This is a genomic window from Lapidilactobacillus luobeiensis (genome assembly GCF_024345205.1).
Taxonomy (GTDB): domain Bacteria; phylum Bacillota; class Bacilli; order Lactobacillales; family Lactobacillaceae; genus Lapidilactobacillus; species Lapidilactobacillus luobeiensis.
Window position 1 is genome coordinate 25,548 of sequence record NZ_BROC01000026.1, and the last position, 17,678, is coordinate 43,225.

General features: G+C 48.0%; 14 protein-coding genes. 11 read left to right on the plus strand and 3 right to left on the minus strand.

Annotation, left to right across the window (positions count from 1 at the left end; all coding sequences use genetic code 11):
- Position 1 precedes the first annotated feature (1 nt).
- Both OCU21_RS08800 and galT read left to right on the plus strand, forming a co-directional pair.
- Entirely contained in the window at positions 2-1,189 is a 1,188-nt protein-coding gene (locus tag OCU21_RS08800; protein ID WP_261807044.1) for a galactokinase, read from the plus strand.
- 123 nt (positions 1,190-1,312) lie between these two features.
- A complete protein-coding gene (galT, locus tag OCU21_RS08805) occupies positions 1,313-2,818 on the plus strand; it encodes a UDP-glucose--hexose-1-phosphate uridylyltransferase (RefSeq protein WP_261807045.1) in 1,506 nt (501 codons plus the stop codon).
- Between the two features lie 206 nt (positions 2,819-3,024).
- On the opposite strand, the gene OCU21_RS08810 is transcribed toward galT, so the two are convergent.
- Positions 3,025-4,377, minus strand: coding sequence for an FAD-dependent oxidoreductase (locus OCU21_RS08810; protein ID WP_261807046.1), 1,353 nt, complete (start codon positions 4,375-4,377; stop codon positions 3,025-3,027).
- A 1,153-nt stretch (positions 4,378-5,530) separates the two neighbouring features.
- On the opposite strand from OCU21_RS08810, the gene OCU21_RS08815 reads away from it, so the two are divergent.
- The 7 genes from OCU21_RS08815 (at position 5,531) to OCU21_RS08845 (ending at position 10,387) form a co-directional block, all read left to right on the plus strand.
- Complete coding sequence (locus OCU21_RS08815) at positions 5,531-6,244, plus strand: MgtC/SapB family protein (protein WP_261807047.1); 714 nt, start codon at positions 5,531-5,533, stop codon at positions 6,242-6,244.
- Between the two features lie 17 nt (positions 6,245-6,261).
- Complete coding sequence (locus OCU21_RS08820; RefSeq protein ID WP_261807048.1) at positions 6,262-6,774, plus strand: DNA-3-methyladenine glycosylase I; 513 nt, start codon at positions 6,262-6,264, stop codon at positions 6,772-6,774.
- Positions 6,775-6,832: 58 nt separating this feature from the next.
- Positions 6,833-7,528 (plus strand): NAD(P)H-dependent oxidoreductase, encoded by a 696-nt coding sequence (locus OCU21_RS08825; protein WP_261807049.1) that lies wholly within the window; start codon positions 6,833-6,835, stop codon positions 7,526-7,528.
- Positions 7,528-7,701 carry a hypothetical protein gene (locus OCU21_RS08830; RefSeq protein WP_261807050.1) on the plus strand — a complete coding sequence of 58 codons (174 nt, stop codon included), beginning with the start codon at positions 7,528-7,530 and terminating at the stop codon, positions 7,699-7,701. Before OCU21_RS08825 ends, OCU21_RS08830 begins: the two co-directional genes overlap by 1 nt.
- Before the next feature lie 89 nt (positions 7,702-7,790).
- Positions 7,791-8,564: a MerR family transcriptional regulator gene (locus OCU21_RS08835; RefSeq protein WP_261807051.1), complete on the plus strand. Its 774-nt coding sequence runs from the start codon at positions 7,791-7,793 to the stop codon at positions 8,562-8,564.
- A gap of 314 nt (positions 8,565-8,878) precedes the next feature.
- Positions 8,879-9,199 (plus strand): DUF898 family protein, encoded by a 321-nt coding sequence (locus OCU21_RS08840; protein ID WP_261807052.1) that lies wholly within the window; start codon positions 8,879-8,881, stop codon positions 9,197-9,199.
- 54 nt (positions 9,200-9,253) lie between these two features.
- A complete protein-coding gene (locus tag OCU21_RS08845) occupies positions 9,254-10,387 on the plus strand; it encodes a YdcF family protein (protein ID WP_261807053.1) in 1,134 nt (377 codons plus the stop codon).
- A 381-nt stretch (positions 10,388-10,768) separates the two neighbouring features.
- Here OCU21_RS08845 and OCU21_RS08850 read toward each other — a convergent pair whose 3' ends face one another.
- A complete protein-coding gene (locus OCU21_RS08850; RefSeq protein ID WP_261807054.1) occupies positions 10,769-14,032 on the minus strand; it encodes a bacterial Ig-like domain-containing protein in 3,264 nt (1,087 codons plus the stop codon).
- 1,192 nt (positions 14,033-15,224) lie between these two features.
- On the opposite strand from OCU21_RS08850, the gene OCU21_RS08855 reads away from it, so the two are divergent.
- Positions 15,225-16,751 (plus strand): ABC transporter permease, encoded by a 1,527-nt coding sequence (locus OCU21_RS08855; protein WP_261807055.1) that lies wholly within the window; start codon positions 15,225-15,227, stop codon positions 16,749-16,751.
- A 44-nt stretch (positions 16,752-16,795) separates the two neighbouring features.
- Positions 16,796-17,455: an ABC transporter ATP-binding protein gene (locus OCU21_RS08860; RefSeq protein ID WP_261807056.1), complete on the plus strand. Its 660-nt coding sequence runs from the start codon at positions 16,796-16,798 to the stop codon at positions 17,453-17,455.
- On the opposite strand, the gene OCU21_RS08865 is transcribed toward OCU21_RS08860, so the two are convergent.
- A partial coding sequence (locus OCU21_RS08865) for a hypothetical protein (RefSeq protein ID WP_261807057.1) occupies positions 17,423-17,678 on the minus strand: 256 nt, incomplete at its 5' end. The genes OCU21_RS08860 and OCU21_RS08865 overlap by 33 nt on opposite strands.

The following is a 17,678-nucleotide window of genomic DNA, read 5'->3' on the forward strand; positions in this document are numbered from 1 at the left end:
AATGAAGTTATCAGAGATCAATCAAGATTTTGCCAGTATCTTTTCTGAGGCGGTAGTGGCAAATTATTTCGCGCCAGGACGGATCAACCTGATCGGCGAACATACGGATTATAATGGCGGTCATGTTTTCCCAGCAGCGATCAGCTTGGGGACTTACGCGGCGATGGCGCCGCGTCAGGACCAGACTTTGCACCTTTACTCGGCAAACTTCAAACAAGAAGCGGTGCGAGTGATTGCTTTAGACAAATTGGCTTTTGCCAAGGCAGATGGTTGGACGAATTTCGTCAAGGGTGAATTCGCGTTATTACAAGAAGCTGGGCACAAATTCGATCATGGTTTGGATATTTACTTTTACGGGAATTTACCGGCGGCATCAGGGTTGTCTTCATCAAGTTCGATCGAGTTGTTGACTGGTGCGATCATCAATGATGTTTATCAGTTGGGTATTTCGCAATTGGACCTGATCAAGTTAGGCCAACAAGTCGAAAACCAATACATCGGGGTCAATTCTGGGATCATGGATCAATTCGCGATCGGGATGGGCCGTAAAGATCAGGCGATCTTTTTAGATACGAATAGTTTGGCTTATCAGTATTACCCGCTGGACCTGCAAGACTATCGGGTCGTGATCATGAACACGAATAAGCCACGGGCGCTGAGCGACAGCAAATATAATCAGCGGCGTGCCGAGTGTGAAGCAGCCTTGGCAGAGTTACAACGAGTAGTCAAGATCACGACCTTGGGTGATCTCAGCGCAGAAACGTTCGACGAATATAGTTACGCGCTAGATGATGAAATTCTGTTGAAACGGGCGCGCCATGCGGTCTGGGAGAACCAACGGACGATTCGCGCGGCACAAGCGTTAACGAATCATGATCTTGCTGAATTCGGTCGTTTGATGAACGCTTCCCACGTTTCCTTGGAATATGATTATGAAGTCACCGGACTTGAATTGGATACGTTGGTCCATACGGCTTGGCAACAAGCAGGGGTGTTCGGCGCGCGGATGACTGGTGCTGGCTTTGGCGGTTGTGCGATCGCTCTAGTCAAAAACGATCAGATTCCTAGTTTCATCACCAGCGTGGGGACTGTTTATGCTGAAACTGTTGGTTATGAGGCTGGTTTCTTCGTGGCTCAGATCGCAGATGGTCCGCATAAAATCACCGAGACAGAATTAACGATCGAATAGATCGCATAGAACTGGTACTCGGCGCAACCGCTACACCACGCGACCAACAACTGTTGCTTGCTGTGGCGGCAGCGTCGTGGTCGTTGATTGGAATTTTATTGAGGGAATGGGAGTTTTGACGTTATGGCAGCAACAAATTTGATCTCGGCTTTTCTGAATTGGGTCTTGAAATACAATTCGCAATATCAAGATCTTGATCGCGTTTACTTACAAAATCATATTTTGACCTTGATCGGTGGGACGGATCCGGCCAAGGTGAACGGGGTGACCGCTGCAAGCCCGATCGCGCTGGCCAATGCTTTAGTAGATTACGCGGTCGAACAAGGAACGATCGGGACGACTTTGCCTGAACGTGATATCTTAGCCGCGCAATTATTAGATTTGCTGACGCCACTGCCAAGCGCGGTCAATCAACAATTTTGGCGCCGCCACGATCAGCAATCTCCTGAGGCGGCCACGGAATACTTCTACCAACTTTCAACGGCCAATGATTACGTCAAAACCGCCCAGATCGCTAAAAATATCAAATATTCGGTCGCAACTGACTATGGTGACCTTGAGATCACGATCAATCTATCTAAGCCGGAGAAAGATCCCAAGGCGATCGCCGCAGCCGCCAAAAAAGCACCGGCCACTTATCCAGCCTGTCAGTTGTGTATCGAGAATGAAGGCTATCTGGGTCGTTTGGATTACCCAGCACGCAGCAATCATCGGATCGTTCGTTTTGATCTGGCCGGTAAAACTTGGGGCTTCCAATATTCACCTTATGCTTACTTTAATGAACATTGTATTTTCTTAGACGCGAAGCATGAGCCGATGCATATTTCACGGCAGACTTTCGTTAATCTATTCTCGATCATTTCACTGTTTCCGCATTACTTTGTCGGCAGTAACGCGGACTTGCCGATCGTCGGCGGTTCAATGTTGAGCCACGAACATTATCAAGGTGGTCGCCATACCTTTGCCATGGCTCAGGCGCCAGTAGAGCGACACTTTGACTGGGCTGCGTTTCCTGATGTTTCTTTGGGCGTGGTCAAATGGCCAATGTCTGTCTTACGATTGGAAGGTAAGGATCAAGCTAGTTTGATCGATGCGGCCAGCGTTATCTTGGCGACTTGGCGGCAATATTCCGATCCGAGCCAACAAATCAAGGCCGTTGAAGCAGATGGTACTTTGCATCACACAGTCACACCGATAGCCCGGTGTTTAAAGACCGGCGAGTATCAGCTTGACCTGGTTTTGCGAGATAATCAGACTTCCGCTGAGTACCCAGATGGTATTTTCCACCCACACCAAGATGTTCAACACATCAAACGCGAAAATATTGGTCTGATCGAAGTAATGGGGCTGGCGATTTTGCCGGCACGATTACTAACGGAATTGCAAGAGGTCGAGAAGTATTTGCTGCAACAACCCAATGAGATCGCGGACTATCATCGCGCGTGGGCTGATGAACTTCAAGAGAAATATAGTGGCCAACTCAATGAGGAAAATGTTGAACGGCTCGTGCGCGAAGAAGTAGGTCAAGTTTTTGCGCGAGTATTGGCGGACGCTGGCGTCTTCAAACGCACTGACGCAGGCCAGACTGCTTTCGATAAATTCGTGCAACATGTTTTGGCCGCGAATTAAGGTTGCTACTTGAGCATCATTAGCATCAGTTAAATCAGAGGGATCCACCGCACTGAGTTGAAGTTGATTCAACTTAATGCGGTGGATCCCGTTTTTAGAAAATTGGCTGATCGTCGTCAAAAAAGAGGTAACGCCAGCATCGTGGCATTACCTCTTTTGATATTGCGTTATGACAAAATAGTTTCAGCTCAACTTATTTTGTCAACTTATTTTGCGCCAACCGTCTCGGCTGCTTTTGCCACAGCAGCGCCAGCCAAAGCATTGACATAGTTGATCGGTTGATCGAAGTTTGGTTGGAAGAACATGTCGACCATCGACAAGGTATCGATCGTCATTTCGGTTTGGATCGCCAAGGAGATCACGTTAGCAGATTGCGCGCAATCATATGAACTAAAGAAAGCACCGCCCTTGACCACTCGAGTTTCTGGATCCCAAGTCAATTCCATTAGGATCGGGGTCGTGGTCAACATGAATTCTGGACGATAGTTTTGTTCTAAGACCACGTGATCGACGACAACGCCGCGTGCTTTTGCGCCTTCAACAGTTAGACCAGAGGAAGCCACAGTCTTGCCATAAAGTTCAACGGCAGAGGAAGCTTGCGTGCCTAAATACTTCTCAGTTGGGCCAGCGATGTTTTTACCAACCAGGATACCTTGACGAACAGCGTTGGTCGCCAAAGGAATATAATCATCCTTGCCAGTTGGGTTGTAATGCACGACCGAGGAGTCACCAGCCGCATAAATGTCCGGATCACTGGATTGCATATATTCGTTGGTAATGATCGCGCCATTGCCGATCATCTCGACCTTACCCTTCATCAAGCCAGTATTAGGCCGGAAGCCGGCCGCCATGATCGCGATGTCCGCAGTATAGCTACTGTGATCAGTGGTTACAGTGATCTCATCAGTGCCACTGAATTTAACGACCTTCTCGCCCAGCGCTAAATGAACACCATGGTCGCGGTAATCTTGTTCGACCCGAGCGGTGATCGTTTCGTCAAAATTCTTTGCTAAAACGCGTGGTAACGCATCGATCAACGTCACTTTTTTGCCTAACAAGGACAATTGCTCAGCTAATTCCGCGCCGATATAGCCGGCGCCGATCACGATCGCTGAATTGATTTTCTTGGATTCTTCCTTGATTTGAGTCGCATGGGTCCAATTCTTGCAAAGTTGAACTTTCGGATCATCAATGCCCTCGATCGGTGGGATCACCGGTGCCGAGCCAGTTGTTACGACTAATTTATCATAAGTGTCAGTTGATTCTTCCCCAGTTTTCAAATCTTTGACACGAATCGTTTTAGTAACAGTATCAACATCAAGCACGTCATGTTCCATCTTCATCGTCGCGCCTAAACTAGCCAACGCCTCTGGACTTGAATAGAACATTTTCTTCGGATCAGAAACATGACCGCCGACCCAAAGCGCGATGCCACAGGATAAGAACGAGAGATTATCATTGCGTTCGTATACCGTGACTTGCCAGTCAGGATGCTCAGTTAAAATTTGTTGTGTTGCAAAAGTGCCGGCATGTGTGCAGCCAATAACAATAACTTTCATTAGGACTTCCTCCGTTTATTTGGTTTTTCCAATAATTTTGATACAGACTACAATCTAATTGTAGCGAATCGTCTAGTAATGTCAACGCTTTCAACTCGCTTTTCGTGGCGCACAAAGATAACCTGAACGGCAATAAGGTGTCGCGTGATCTTTGTGAACAACGTGGGCAATAGCTGGAAAATGGCGTTTCTGTATTTACTTCTCCGCCTGATTGCAGATGTAGTTGGGCTTGGGTGGTGACGCAACCGCCTCAGGGCGTTTTTGGTGGCTGGAACGCAGTGGGCATCGTTTGAAGCCAATCCGCAAAGGACGCGGCTTGTCTCAAAATCAGGTCTTTGTCTAAGTGGCAAAGCCACAAAGACAAATTTCACTGCTGAAACGTGTTCGCCGACCTAACTTCTTCCGCTTAGCTACGCTCTTATTCTGGAAGCAAGAAACGCTTCCAAAATAAGAGCTAGGCTAATGCTCAGAAGCTGCCCAGGTCGGCTCACACTCTGAATAGAGCCACACGCCCTGAGGCGGTTGCTAGGCAGAATTGCGCCTATCTGCAATCTGGACGAAGGAGTTTGCGAAGTGTTTTTGCTAGTGTGGTGGACAAAATGCTATCATTTCATTTTGTAGGCAAGGTCTTGTCAGCTGTTTGACCAGAGTTGCTGGGGTTCATCTAGTCAATTGTTACGATGTCACTATCAGTGCGAACTTGTGACCACTAGCCATGGTCATCAATTGCGTTGCGATTTGCCATTTTGCACGAGCAGGTGAGGTGGCGTGGCAGCTTAGTCTGCTTAAAACGGTTGAGCGGGCGGAGTGGAGTGTGGCGGGTAAGATCGCCGTGTCGTTATTCTTAGCGGCTTTGCCGCTTAGAATAAGGCTAAGCTTTGAGATTCGCGCACTTTGCGAAGCTCAAAGTGATGCCCACAGCGAGCTCACCCGCCACACGCAACGCAGCCCGCGGCCAACATTAGAACGGAACAGCCGCCCACAGCGAGCTCGCCCCGAACCACGCAATGGAAGTGACGGCCAAGATTGAACCGGTAGCCCCAGAAAGCCAAACAAGTTTGCGACAACATAGACAAGAACCGTAGTAGCACGAACAGTCGCACTAGTGCGGAACATGTTATCATATAGAAGATAATGATCGTGATTTGGGGGAATGATTTTGAAGTTATCAGTAACAACAGTAGAAATTTTGATTCGCTTATTAGCAGCCGTTTTGATCTCCGGTTTGATCGGCTATGACCGTGAACAAAAAAATCATCCTGCGGGGATCCGCACCCATATCCTTGTTTGTGTTGGCGCCTGTGTGATCGCGATGATCCAGCAGGAGATCGGGTTTCAGGCGCTGGCTTTTGCTAAGGCGCAACCGCAATTCGCTGGCGTCATTCGCGCTGATGAGGCGCGTTTGATCGCTCAAGTCGTGAGTGGGATCGGTTTTTTGGGCGCGGGGACTATTGTTGTGACCCATCGTGCGGTAACTGGTTTGACGACGGCGGCCTCTTTATGGGCCACGGCTGGCTTAGGTTTGGCGGTGGGGATGGGTTACTATCGGATCGCCGGGCTCAGTGCTCTTGTCGTTTTAGCGGTCCTAGCGCTTTTGAAAAAAGTGATCCGAGTACATCCGGCGTTCAAGCGCGTTGAAATCCAATATACGGATAAGGCGGCGACGCGGGCGTTGATCCAGACATACTTTGCCGAGAAAAAAATCAAGATCGAGCGCGTCAGTTTTAAAGCGGCGTGGGTCGATGATGAAGAGATCTATACCAATGTTTATACGATCGAGCTGCCCCATGATCTTAGTTATGCGCAATTAGTCGATGACCTTTCGGCGGCGGATCAGATGCGGCAGGTGCGGTTGATCAATGTTTGAGTCAAGAGGAGACGGCGATGTCAGCTGGTGTGCAAGAATATGAGCGTCTGTTTGGTCGCGAGACACATGATGAAAAAGTATTATTTGAATTATTGGTCGTGGCCGTTTTTCAAGCGGGTCTAAGTTGGCAAGCGGCGGCTAGTAAGTTGCCTGCTTTTCGGCGCGCTTTTGCGGATTTTGATCCTCAGGTAGTCGCTGGGTTTGACGAGCCGGAGATCGAAAGGTTTTTAGCTGATCCGGAATTGATCCGCAATCCACGTAAGCTGCGAGCTATTGTGGCCAATGCACGGGCGATCAGGCTATTACGTCCGGAATTTGCAAATTTCGGAGAATATCTATGGCACTTTACAAATAAACAACATTGGGTCATGATGATTGCGCCAGGAGCGCCCCTAAATCAGCAGTCTAGTCTAGGGACTCAGGTTGCTCAGGATATGAAACGACGCGGATTTAAATTTGTCGGACCAACAACAGTGCAGTTGTTTTTGTTAGCCGCAGGGGTGATCCAGCAACAAGAGAGTGAAAACTGACCTGTTCAGCTCCTGAGTTGGTCAGTGGCTAAAGCCATTTTTAGAAAGGGAGTTATCTATGCGAACTTTGATCTTAGTAGCGCATCCGGAAGTGGCGAATTCGCCGACACAGCAGTTTCTTAAAGCAAGTTTACCGGGATCGGCGGAGTTGATGTGGCATGACTTGAGCGCAAGCGTGGGTCCTGATGGCCGTTTTCAGCGGGAGGCGGAGCTGGCCTTGGTGCGAAATGCTGAGCGGCTCGTCTTGCAGTTCCCCTTTTATTGGTATAGCGCGCCGTTTATCTTAAAACAGTGGCAGGAACAGACTTTTACCGGTGAGGTCGAACAATATCATGATTTGGCTGGTAAAGAATTAGTTGTGGTCCTATCCTTGGGTCAAGCGGAGACCACTTATCAGGCTGGTGCCAGTGAGCGCTTTAGTTTGAGTGAGTTGTTGCGACCTTATCAGGCTTTTGCTGAGAAGCTGGGGTGGCGCTATTTGCCGCCGCTGGTGATCGGGCAGTTTTCTTATCTGGCCGAAGCGGAGAAGCAACAACTCTTGATCCAGTATCAACAATTATTGACGTTGCCGCAGCCAGCGAGTTTTAGTGAGCGGGGGATCTGGTTGGCCCAATATTTACGAACCTTGCGCTTAACTGATCCGCAACAACAACAGCAATTGGCGCTAGTCGCGACACAATTACAGGAGCAAGTGGCTGAGTATCAGGATCTTCAAGAACAGTTACGGGAGATCCGCGCAGGAGAACGAGATTGATGGATGAACAATGGTTGCAACAGACTTTAGCAGAACTAAGTAGTAAAATGCCCCAATATCAAGATCGTGCACTTTTAGCGGCGACGCAGATCTATGTGACGGAATTAGCGCAGCGTTTGACTAATGGTCAAGGTGAATTGGATGGTCGGATCTGGAACCATGAACAGTGGTGACGTTTGGTCAAGATAGGCTTAAAAAATTATTTTCGCTTGACCATGACGTAACGTCAGCCTGTATGCTGAAGAAGTCAGGAGGTGGCAAGATGAAATATCAGACGAGCAAATTGGCTCAGTTAGCTGGTGTCAGCCAACGGACGATCCGCTACTACGAAAATGAAGGGTTATTGGTAGCGCAACGTGATCCGGTGAATAATTATCGTTGGTTTGATGAGACGCAGGTCGATCGGCTCCAACAGATCCTTTTTTATCGGGAATTGGCCTTGCCTTTAGCGCAGATCAAGCAGATCTTGCTGGCTCCTGATTTCAATATCGTGCAGGCGTTACAGCAACAAGAAGAGGCGTTGTTGGCCCAACAAAAGCGGCTGACGCAGTTATTGGATTTGTTGCAACGAACGCTGCAACATCATAAGGGGGCGCTCGCAATGAGTGATCAAGAAAAATTTACCGCATTTAAGGCCGCGCAGGTCGAGGAAAACGAACGGCTTTACGGCGCGGAGATCCGTCAAAAATATGGCGATCAACAGGTGGCACAGGCTAATCAACAGTGGTTGAAGCGATCGGCGGCAGCAGTGACACAATTACAGGCACAGGAGGAAATCGTTTTTTCAGGCTTGCGACAATTATTGATGGAACAGTCACCAGCGCTCGAATCTGACTTGGCTCAACAAGTTTTCAGCGCGCACCAAGATTGGTTGCAACTAGCCTGGGGCGCGGCAGTGACTTATACACCGGCGGCTCATCGCGGCTTAGCGGCATTATATGCCGCCGATCCACGTTTTAAAAAGTATTATGATCAGGCCGCGGGTCCCGGAGCAACCGAGCTATTAGTCGCGATCATTGAAAAATATGCGTTGTAGGGTTTTGAGTGCGGAGCGTAACGGGTTGACTTGGTTGAGCGTCGCAATGGTTGTGATTGAATAAATGGTTCTTTGGATAATTGGGTAGGAAGGCAGTCAGCCTTCCTACCTGTTTTTTGAAATGGGCTTCACACAACTGACTTCTGCGCCGATACGCACTTTGTCACAGATTGTCTGCGCCAATCAGCGACAAATCGCTAGTCGTGCTCGCAGTCACCCGTTGTGTTGCGCCCTCTTTTTATGGTTAAATGCCGAAACTGGCGGGAAATTATGGTAAAATGTAGACAATCTAATCACAATGATGGGGTGGGAAAATGGAAACACGAAATGGGGAAACATCGTTTTTCGACGGTGGGTTATTACAGTTCATTGGGTGGACACTTTTAGGTGGTTTGGTCACAGCGGTCACTTTGGGGATCTGTTATCCTTGGGCACTGACGATGATCTACGGGTGGCGGATCAATCACACGGTGGTCGATGGTCATCGGATGCATTTTGATGGCACCGCGGTGGAATTGTTTGGTCAATGGTTGAAGTGGCTGGTTTTGTCGATCATTACCTTGGGTATTTATGGGTTTTGGGTCAATATCAAATTGATCGATTGGAAAACACGCCACACGTTTTTTGTGAATTGAGTAGGTTTGGTCGTTGGTAATGATCGAAAAGTTGATGGATTTGGGGAATAAGTGATGGCAGTAGCGAATTGGTTGGATCAGGCGACGCTTTATACTGGTCTGGCAACTCTGGTTTTATTGGGAATATTTCTATGGTCGTGGTTGGCTGAGCCGCGGCGATTGATCAATGGAATCTTGTTTACCGGTTTTTTTGTTGTTTTCTTGCTAGAGCTGGCCTTTCTGATTTTTTGGACTAGGAATATTGTCTTTATTACGATCATGGGTTTTATTTTTATTATTTTAGTATTCATGATCGTACTGGTTCTGGCTTTTCTCTGGGCGTTACTATTATGGAACGCGATCTTGGTCTGGAAAAGGGAGAGTCACACATTATCGAATATGTTGACGCTGTTTCTGGGTATCGGTTTGGTCTTGCTGTGGGTGGTCAACCTGGTTGCGGTCAATCGCTTCCTGCCGAATTGGTTGAACATGATTTTGACCGTGCTCCCGTTCGTCGGCTTTTATCTGGTCGTTTGTAGCTATAACTTCTTGGTCAACACGGTCTTATACCAATTCGTGCCGCGTCATTATCGTGCTGACTATTTGATTGTTTTAGGCGCTGGGCTGATCGATGGCAAAACTGTTTCACGTTTGTTAGGCAATCGGATCGAGCGGGCCTTGCGTTTTGCGCAAAAGCAACAAAGGAAAGGGCGACCAGCGCCAAAAATCATTTTTTCGGGGGGCCAAGGTCCTGATGAACAATTGTCGGAGGCCAAGGCGATGGCTGATTACGCAGTGGCCCACGGGTGGGATCCACGCTTGGTTTTATTGGAAGATCGCTCGACGACGACTTTGGAGAATATGACCTTCTCCAAGCAACTGATCCAGCGTGATTATCACGGCTCGCGATCACAACCGCGGGTCAAATTCTTCACGAATAATTATCACGCTTTTCGTGCTGGCCTATATGCACGGCAAGCTGGCTTGGCCGCTAATGGGGTCGGCGCGCCTACACGGCTGTATTTTTTGCCGAACGCTTTGATCCGAGAATTCGTCGCGATCTTGATCATGAATAAGCGCCGTCACTTCTGGATCTTGCTGACGATCGCGATTTTGATCGTTGGTCTGGCTGGCTTGGTCTACGCGCTGAATAATTCTAGCGGTTTTCAGCAAACCGTGGTCGATTTCTTTAAGCAGATCAACAAATAGTTTTAGTTAATGACTTTGAGTAGCGTGAGCTGGCTCAAGGTCTTTTTTTGCGACGGGTTCACCACCTCCGACTGCTTGCGGTTAACTACGCAACGCTGCCGGAGGCATAGACCAGCCGCCAAAATCGTTGTTAGGTCGATGTTCAGAGGCTATCTGGGATGACACATACTCACGAACCTTCGATCCGAGTTTAGACTCAGATCAAGGGCAGTTGCGCCGCTATCAATGTGGAGCGGTTACGCCTAACACGCCTAAAAATGGCCATGAAAACAGCGGCAAGAACGCGTTGAGCGCACTTGCCGCTGTTTAGGTCAGCATCGTTATCGTTATCGTTATTTATTTGATTGCCGGTGGCGCGTTTTTAGCTAGTTAAGGAATAAGTTACGCCTGCCGCCGTTTTTTCAACGTGATCATACTACCAAGAATAATACTTGTCGCGCCAAGTAAAGCTAAACCGATCGTGATGATTCCTTTAGTGACCTGCTCATCGGTCTGTGGTAAAAGTAGTCCGTTCGCTTTGACTTTAGCCGTCTTGATCGACTTAGCTGTGTTTGTGCCTGTGATTGGTAAAATCACGTTATTCAGGTCGTTTGTTGGTTTATTTGGCTGCCCAGTTGTGTTCGGGCCGCTTTGATGACCAGTTTCGTTGGCTGAACCATTATTATTATCAGTCGCGCCACCATTGCTGTTATCAGGTACGGCCGCTTTGATCGTTAAGGTGACCGTGGTCAGCTGACCATCGCTAGTGGTGATCGTGACAGGGTATTGGCCGATTTTGTTCAAATCGGCTTGACTGAGATCAAGGGTGATGTCCGGCGCGTTCAAAGCGTTACCGTCAGAATCAGTTGCGCTGACTTGAAAATCGGTGATCGTTGGTGTGGTGTCACCACTGGTCATGGTGAAATCACTGGCGCTTAGTGATCGTTGATCAGCAAGTACGGTGACAACTGCCTTTTTTGAGATCACTGAGCCAGTTAGCTGATAAGTGTAGTTCACGGTATAGACACCTGGCGTTTTTCTCAAGGTGGTTTCAGGATCTGTTACCGTTCGACCCTGAGCATCAGTCACGGTGACGGTGTAATCCTTAGTCGTTAAAGCCGTTTTAGTTTCGGGATCTTTACCGGGGATCAGGTTGGTGGTCGTTGTCCAAGCTTTGGCCGCGGCGCTACCGACTCTAAATTCGGAGTCAGTCGTATCGAGGACGCGGATCAATTCGATATACTGCTGTTTGTTTTGCGTTGAGCCGGGATAAGAGCCATCGGGATTAGTCAAACTAAAACTATTACTGGTCCCAGTACGATAAGTGTAGGCCGCGACCTGACTACCGTTAGCGACGACAACAGAGAGTCCTTCAGAGTTGACTGCTGCTTTGACCCGAGTAAGATCGACCTTCAAGCTACCAGTCGTATAATTACCGGTGGCTTTGTCAGCGTATCCGATGAAATCATTGGTGTTGGCAACATAATTCTTAAAGCTGAGATCAGGATCGATCGGGCCTAGATCAGCCAGCAATGATTGGACCGCGTCATCAAAAATGACATAATTTTTGCCACTGGTCAAATATGTGGCGAGGTAGCCTTGAGTGAATGGTTTGACTGGCAAGGCGAAAAGTACGCCATTATTGACACCTGAATCGGCGTAAGTGGTGTAACTACTTAATTTTCCAGTACTGCTATTGATCGTTGCTGTTGGATTTGAAAAGGCATAGGTGTGACTTGAAAAGGTCAATGCCTTGCGTAATGTGGAAGTCAGCGCCTGATCGTCATTGTTGTTGATTTTGAGGATTGCTGTGGTCAGGTTGGTCCCACTATCATTACTGACGGTCAAAGGTACCGATAATTGGAGCCCTTGTCCCCTGTGTAAGGTTCCGTCGACAAGAATAAGCGCGATTTTACTGTAATCGTTGTTGTTCTCACTGAGAAATTCCGCTAGTGGGAAATAGCTACCATCGCCATTGCTATAATAAAGCGAAAGTCCTTTGGCAGAACCAGCGACCGCTGTGGCGCCTGCAGACGCTAAGGCGTAGAGCCGTGTTTTAGCATCGTTGGTCCAAGCCGCCGGTAGGGAAAAAGCAGTCCGGATCCGAGTAGAATGATCAGAAGTATTCTTGATCGTGGCGAGCAAGGCTAAACTCTTGAACTGAGCGGCATTGACGATCGCGTTGGGGGTGGTCCCAGTATCGTTTGAAAGCGGCGAATAAGCAGTCGCGCCGGTGGTGTCGGTGACCGCGAACTGCGCGTAATGCTGATAACCGCCGAGTTCGTTAGGCGTTGCGGAAGTATTGCCTTCACTATCTAACCCAGCACTATTGATCGTGGAAGTATCAAGCAGATCACCAAGGTCATTAAAACTTTCAACGGTGATCGTCGCTGTTTTCGAGATCGTACTCGTGCCTAAACGATAGCTGTAGGTGACATGATAAGTGCCAGCTTTACTGGTGTCAACGGTGCCTGTAGTCGTAACTTGGCCGCGGACATCGGTGCCGTTGACCGGTGAAGTCGCCGCAATCAAGTTATTTTCTGGCAGCCAAGGATCGCCAACTGCTAAGGTACTATTCTCAGTAGCCAACACCTTGATCAGCTGAATATCCAAAGCGCCGCTCATATTGTTTGAAGTTGGATAGGTGTAGGTCGCGCGTTGATCACCAGTACTATCAAGCGCGACACTATAACCTTCAGGATTGACCGCAGCCTTGATCCGACTCAGATCAACGGCAACGTTACCAGTCGAGAATAGGGCAGTTCCCGTTGAGCCGCCAGCAAAATCTAGCCCAGAAATATCAGCGCTAGGAATCAGTCCACTTATTAAATTTTGGGTGGCGCTGTCCCAATCACTGGTCGCGCGACCACTACCTTGAACAGTATTGTAATTTGAATAAGTCGCGTTCAAAGCATCAGCAAACCAAATCTGACCATTTGTGATCAATGTTCGATGACCGTTTGTTGAATAATTGAAGGTGCTGGTCTTTAGCATCGTGTTCGTATTTTTGGTTAAATCCGCCGTACTTAATCCGGTGACAGTGAAAGGGGTCGTGATCTGCACAGTTTGTCCTGACGCTAAAGCGCCTTTGACCTGGAGTGCTTTTAGTTCGCTCCAGGACTGACCTGAGGCCTGATAGGCGGCTAGCGTTAAATATTTGGAAGCAGTACCGCGGTAATAAATCGTCAAACCAGTCGCGCCAGTGATCGTCGGTGCGGCATTAGCGCTGGCCGTAATTGTTGAGCCGTTCTGTGGCGAGCTATTTGGTAAATTGAAAATAGTGTTGACAGTTTGAGTTGTGCTAGTCGTATTACGCAAGGTACTAAGGAGCCCGAGACTGGCAAACTGGGTCCGGTCGATGATCGCTTTCATTATCGTTGCGCCACTTTGTTCAGCGGGACCAGTTACTGTGGTCCCCGCAGTCGTGGTGACTTGAAACTGTGAGTAAGGTTCGATACCCGCGTCAGTTGGTATTGCTTCACTGATGCTGGGATCAGTCGTGATCGGCGCTACCGCTGTGGCGCTGTTGGCAGTCGTGGTACTAGTCGCCGCTGCGACCGAAAGAACAGGAATGACCGGCGCAGCTACGCCTAGTCCTAATATCGTAACTCCAATAAGCGCAGTGCTTTTGAGTAATTTACTGAAATGCGTTCCTTGATTTACCATGATCTTTCCCCCAATGAAAGATTTATTTAGATTTGTTGATCGCGCCGCGTCAACACAGTGCACAACTGGTTGCAAGAGGCCGATCGGTATCAGGTAGTCTCAATTAGCATCATTCTAAGCTCTTTAAGCCTAGTTCGGAAAAGGAATCTGTTCCAATCGTTCCTAAAAAAGAGCAAAAAACGCAATTGCCCGTTTGGTAAGCAATTGCGTTCAAGGTCTGATCAATACAAATAGCGATCAAAAAGAAGGCCTTCCCGAAACCTGACTTAAACTTGATCTCAAAATGCTGTCGTCAATGAATTATTATTCCCCAATAATTAATTCATAGTCATAATAAGACCGAATGAATAAATTGTCAAGAATAAACTAAAGCTAAAGTAACGGTCTGTATTTACTGAATTGCCTGATTGCTGGTGTAGTTGGGATTGGTGGGGACGCAACCGCCTCAGGGCGTTTTTAGTGGCTGGAACGCAGTGGACGCTGTTTTGAGCCAATCCGCAAAGGGCGCGGCTTGTCTCAAAATCAGGTCTTTGTCTAAGTGGCAAAGCCACTAAGACAAATCTCACTGCTGAGCCACACGCCCTGAGGCGGTTGCTAGGCAGAATTGCGCCTATCTGCAATCGAGGCGAAGGAGTTGACGAAGTGCTTTTGCAAGTGTAGTGGTCAAAAGGCTATCACTTTAATCGGTGAAAAGTCTCTGACTAGTTAACTCAATTGATTGCTACGATATGACTATCGGTACGAACTTGTGACCACTGACCATGGTCGTCAATTGCGTGGGGATTCGTCAGTTTAAATGAGCAGCTAGAATGGCGTGGCAGCTTGGTCTGCTTAAAACGGTTGAGCGGGCGGAGTGGAGTGTGGCGGGTGAGCTCGCCGTGTCGTTATTCTTAGCGGCTTTGCCGCTTAGAATAAGGCTCAGCTTTGAGATTCGCGCACTTGGCGAAGCTCAAAGTGATGCCCACAGCGAGCTTACCCGCCACACGCAACGCAGCCCGCGGCCAACATTGAAACAATATAGTTGCCACAGCTATGATGGAACTAGATTTTGATCACAGAGTTCATAAAAATTTCTAACTTGTTTATAAAAATTCAATTTTTGCCCGTTTTTTTTGTGGATTTGATTCATAAGATAATCCTTTTTTGCGCTTAGAGTTAAGAAGTTATTGATTGATCCTAAAGGAGGATTTCTATGAATTTTCTAAAGCGGGCCTGGCTGAATTTGATCGCCAAAAAGGGCCGTTCAATCTTATTGATTTTAGTGACATCAGCAATTATGTTATTTGTCTTAGCCGGTCTCTTGATCAAAAACGCCGCAAATACGGCAACGGAGAATGCTAAGAAAAGTGTTGGCGCTACTTTGACGCTTTCCGCGAATCGCGAAGCGGCTTTCAAAAAGATGCGGGCCAGCGCGTCAAGTCAAAGTGATGCCACGGCAACGGACTCTAGTAGCTCGGAGTCAACGACCAAGCCACAATTGACGATGGCTGCAGTCAAGTTGAGTGATGTCAAACAGATCGCGGCGCTGGCCAACGTGAAAAGTTATAATGTGACGGCAACGACTTCTGTTAATGCCCAAGGTTTTGACGCGATCACCTCAACGACTAGTGTGATGCAAGGCGGCGGTTCCGCTAGTTCTGATTCCACTAGCGATTCTGGTAATGCGGGACCTGGCGGGAAAGGCGGTTTCGCTAATGAAAATAGTGGCGACATCACGGTGACCGGCGTTTCCGCGACCAGTGACGCAACTAATTTCACGGACGGCAGTTACAAGATCACTAAAGGCCGCGGCATTTTGGCCAGCGATGCTGGTACAAATAATGTGGTCATCGAAAAGGAATTGGCCGCGCAAAATGATTTGAGCGTGGGTGACACGATCAAGGTTGAATCCACTGATGGCGCAACGACGTATCAACTCAAGATCGTCGGGATCTATAAAGCCAGTTCAGCGGCCAGCAATATGCAAATGGGACCTGGCGCCAGTGATCCCTCTAATTCGGTTTATACCTCATACACCCTTGCCAACAAAATCAAAGGGAGCAAGTATAAAAATACAGCTGATTCGGTCACTTTTACGATCAGTGATCCGGCCAAAGTCAACTCAGTCAAAAAGGCTGGTAACAAGTTGATCAATACCACGACGTATTCATTGTCAGCAAACGATGCTAATTATCAAAGTGTCAAATCATCGATGAACAACGTCAAATCCTTCGCCGATAAAATCGTTTGGCTCGTAGCAATCGCCGGCACGGTGATCTTGGCGTTGATCGTGATCTTGATGATCAGAGAACGGCGTTATGAGATCGGGGTCTTACTGTCTTTAGGTGAGGCCCGTTGGAAAATCATTGCCCAATTCTTTGCGGAAATGTTAGTTGTTCTATTGGTCAGCATCGGGATCGCCGGCGCCGGTGGTCAATTTGTTGGTGACAAATTAGGTGATCAACTGGTCGCCCAGCAGACCAGCTCCCAAACTTCAACAAGTAACAGCAATCAACAAGGACAAGATGGCCCCGGTGGTCAAATGGGTGGCGCTGGCGGCCCTGGTGGAAACATGAGTAAACAACAAGCCACACCGACGAAAACTGAATTAAATGTTCAAGTGACCGCCGCAGATCTCGGTGAACTAGGCGGTTTAGGCTTAGCCATTGTCTTTGTTTCGATCACGATCGCCTCCGTGGGGATCTTACGTTTACAGCCACGGAAAGTTTTGATCGAGTAAACAAGTGACTGAACAACTTGCAGACAAGATATTAGGAGGTTTCTATGCTAACTGTTAAAGACTTAGGCTATTGGTACGATCAACAAGAAAATAGCCTCTTCGAAAATGTTAATTTGAGTTTTTCATCTGGTGCATCCTATGCCATCGTTGGTCAAAGTGGTTCTGGCAAAACCACATTTCTTTCGTTGATCGCGGGACTGGATAAACCTAAGGCCGGCACGATCAGCTGGGAAAATCAAGCCATCAATAAGATCGGACTGACCAATTATCGGCAAAAACATGTGGCGATCGTCTTCCAGTCATATAATCTATTGACTTATATGTCACCTTTGAATAATTTATTAACAGCGATGGCAATCACCAAGTCAGAACATCGCGGTGACAAAGAATTTGCCAAGAAGATGTTGCGACAATTGGGGATCACGGATGAACAGATGACCAAAAACGTGCAAAAGTTATCTGGTGGTCAACAACAACGTGTGGCGATCGCGCGCACGATGTGTTGCGACGCCCAGATCGTAGTCGCTGATGAGCCCACGGGTAATTTGGACGAACAAAATACCGAAGATGTGATCCGCCTGTTTCAAGAGATCGCTCATCAGCAAGGAAAATGTGTGATCATTGTGACGCACGAGTCTGAAGTTGCTGCGTCCTGTGATCATGCCTATCGTTTAGCCCATCATGTTTTCACCGCGGAAAAGTAATGGATTATCTTCTTTGCTTGAATGGTATTTTGCTAAACTAGTTGATAAGTGCGGGGTGTGCTCAGCCCCGCACTTTTTTGCGAGAAGTACCGTTTCTGTATTTACTGCTTTGCTTGATTGCAGGTGTGGTCGGGTTTGGTGGTGACGCAACCGCCTCAGGGCGTTTGTAGTGGCTGGAACGCAGTGGACGCTGTTTTGAGCCAATCCGCAAAGAGCGCGGCTT